The sequence below is a fragment of the Kocuria sp. genome (assembly GCF_030536815.1).
GTDB lineage: Bacteria > Actinomycetota > Actinomycetes > Actinomycetales > Micrococcaceae > Kocuria > Kocuria gwangalliensis.
Genome location: NZ_JAUNPE010000043.1, coordinates 16,337 through 17,786 on the forward strand (window position 1 = coordinate 16,337; position 1,450 = coordinate 17,786).

Consider the following 1,450-nt stretch of genomic DNA (forward strand, 5'->3'; position numbering starts at 1 on the left):
GCGCAAGGCCCGCAGACCGAAGTCTCCGGGCCATGCGCGTTGCTGTTGATGATTACACGACGGGGGGTGCGAACCGCAGGGAGAGCGCGTAGCCCACGATGGCCAGGACCCACACGATCGCCAGGACGGTGGTCATGCGCACCACGTTCTTTTGGGCCGCTCCCGAGGTGTTCAAGGACTGAGTCATGCCACCGCCGAACATGTCGGACAGGCCGCCGCCTTTACCCTTGTTGAGCAGCACGAACATCACACACAGGATGCTGGTGACCACAATGATCACTTGCAGGGCAAGCTGCAGGATCTCCACGTAAAGCCTCAATTCCTGGGGAGTCGCTGATCGAGCGTGGGAGCGATGCGGAATCTCTCCGTGAACCGCTCGTTGAAATGCCTAGTTACTGAGCAGATGCTGCTCGAACCGTGCAATCTTAGCAAACTCCTCGGCATCCAAGCTGGCCCCGCCCACCAATGCACCGTCAACGTCGGAGCCGGCCAGGATGTTCGCCACGTTGGAGGACTTGACCGAGCCGCCGTAGAGAACCCGCGTTGCCCGCGCGAAGTCCGCGCTGTACAGCGTGCCGAGTTCCTCGCGAATGGCCGCGGCCATTTCCTGTGCATCCTCCGGCCCGGCCACTTCGCCGGTGCCGATGGCCCATACGGGTTCGTAGGCCACCACGAGGCCCTCGAGTTCCTTCTCGTTGAGATCCGCCAGGCTGCCACGCAACTGCTCCAGGGTGAAGGCCACGTGATTCCCGGACTGGCGCTCGTCCAGTCCCTCACCGATGCACAGCATGGGGGTCAGGTTATGGCGAATGGCGGCCCGGATCTTGTCCCGGCACAGCTCATCCGATTCCTGGTGCACGGTACGGCGCTCGGAGTGACCCACCAGCGCGTAACCGCAACCCAGCTTGGCCAGGAACTCACCGGAAATGTCACCGGTGTAGGCGCCGGAATCCTGATCGGAGAGATCCTGGGCGCCGTAGACGATCTGCAACCCGTCGCCCTCGACCAGTGACTGCACCGAACGCAGGTCGGTGAACGGCGGGAACACGGCCACCTCGACGCGTTGGAAATCATGCTTGGCATCCTTGAGGGTCCACGCGAGTTTCTGCAGCAGAGCAATCCCCTGCGCGTGGTCCATGTTCATTTTCCAATTGCCCGCAATCAAGGGTGTGCGGTCAAAGTTTCCATCGGTCTTGTTGGTCATAGCTTCTCCTTCGAATAAAACCGCGCGGGGCCCGTGCCGTCACACGGGCCCCGCCCAGCACTCACGATCGGTTCGGGGCAGGTATCAGGCGCCCAGTGCCACCACACCGGGAAGTTGCTTACCCTCGATGAACTCCAGGGAAGCGCCACCGCCGGTGGAAATATGGCCGAACTGGTCGTCGCTGTAGCCCAGGTTGCGTACGGCTGATGCGGAGTCGCCGCCGCCGATCACGCTCATGGCATCCGA

At 62.4% G+C, this 1,450-nt stretch carries 3 protein-coding genes; all 3 read right to left on the bottom strand.

Annotation, left to right across the window (positions count from 1 at the left end; all coding sequences use genetic code 11):
- Positions 1-52: 52 nt before the first annotated feature.
- Positions 53-307: a preprotein translocase subunit SecG gene (secG, locus tag Q4E95_RS06030; protein ID WP_190780331.1), complete on the bottom strand. Its 255-nt coding sequence runs from the start codon at positions 305-307 to the stop codon at positions 53-55.
- A gap of 81 nt (positions 308-388) precedes the next feature.
- Positions 389-1,204 (bottom strand): triose-phosphate isomerase, encoded by an 816-nt coding sequence (gene tpiA, locus Q4E95_RS06035; RefSeq protein WP_303382461.1) that lies wholly within the window; start codon positions 1,202-1,204, stop codon positions 389-391.
- An 84-nt stretch (positions 1,205-1,288) separates the two neighbouring features.
- Positions 1,289-1,450, bottom strand: a 162-nt coding sequence (gene pgk, locus Q4E95_RS06040) for a phosphoglycerate kinase (RefSeq protein ID WP_303382463.1), incomplete at its 5' end; no start/stop codon positions are given.

Coding starts and splice junctions, on each gene's coding strand:
- tpiA (WP_303382461.1), bottom strand. CDS start 1,204: ATGACCAACAAGACCGATGGAAACTTTGACCGCACACCCTTGATTGCG.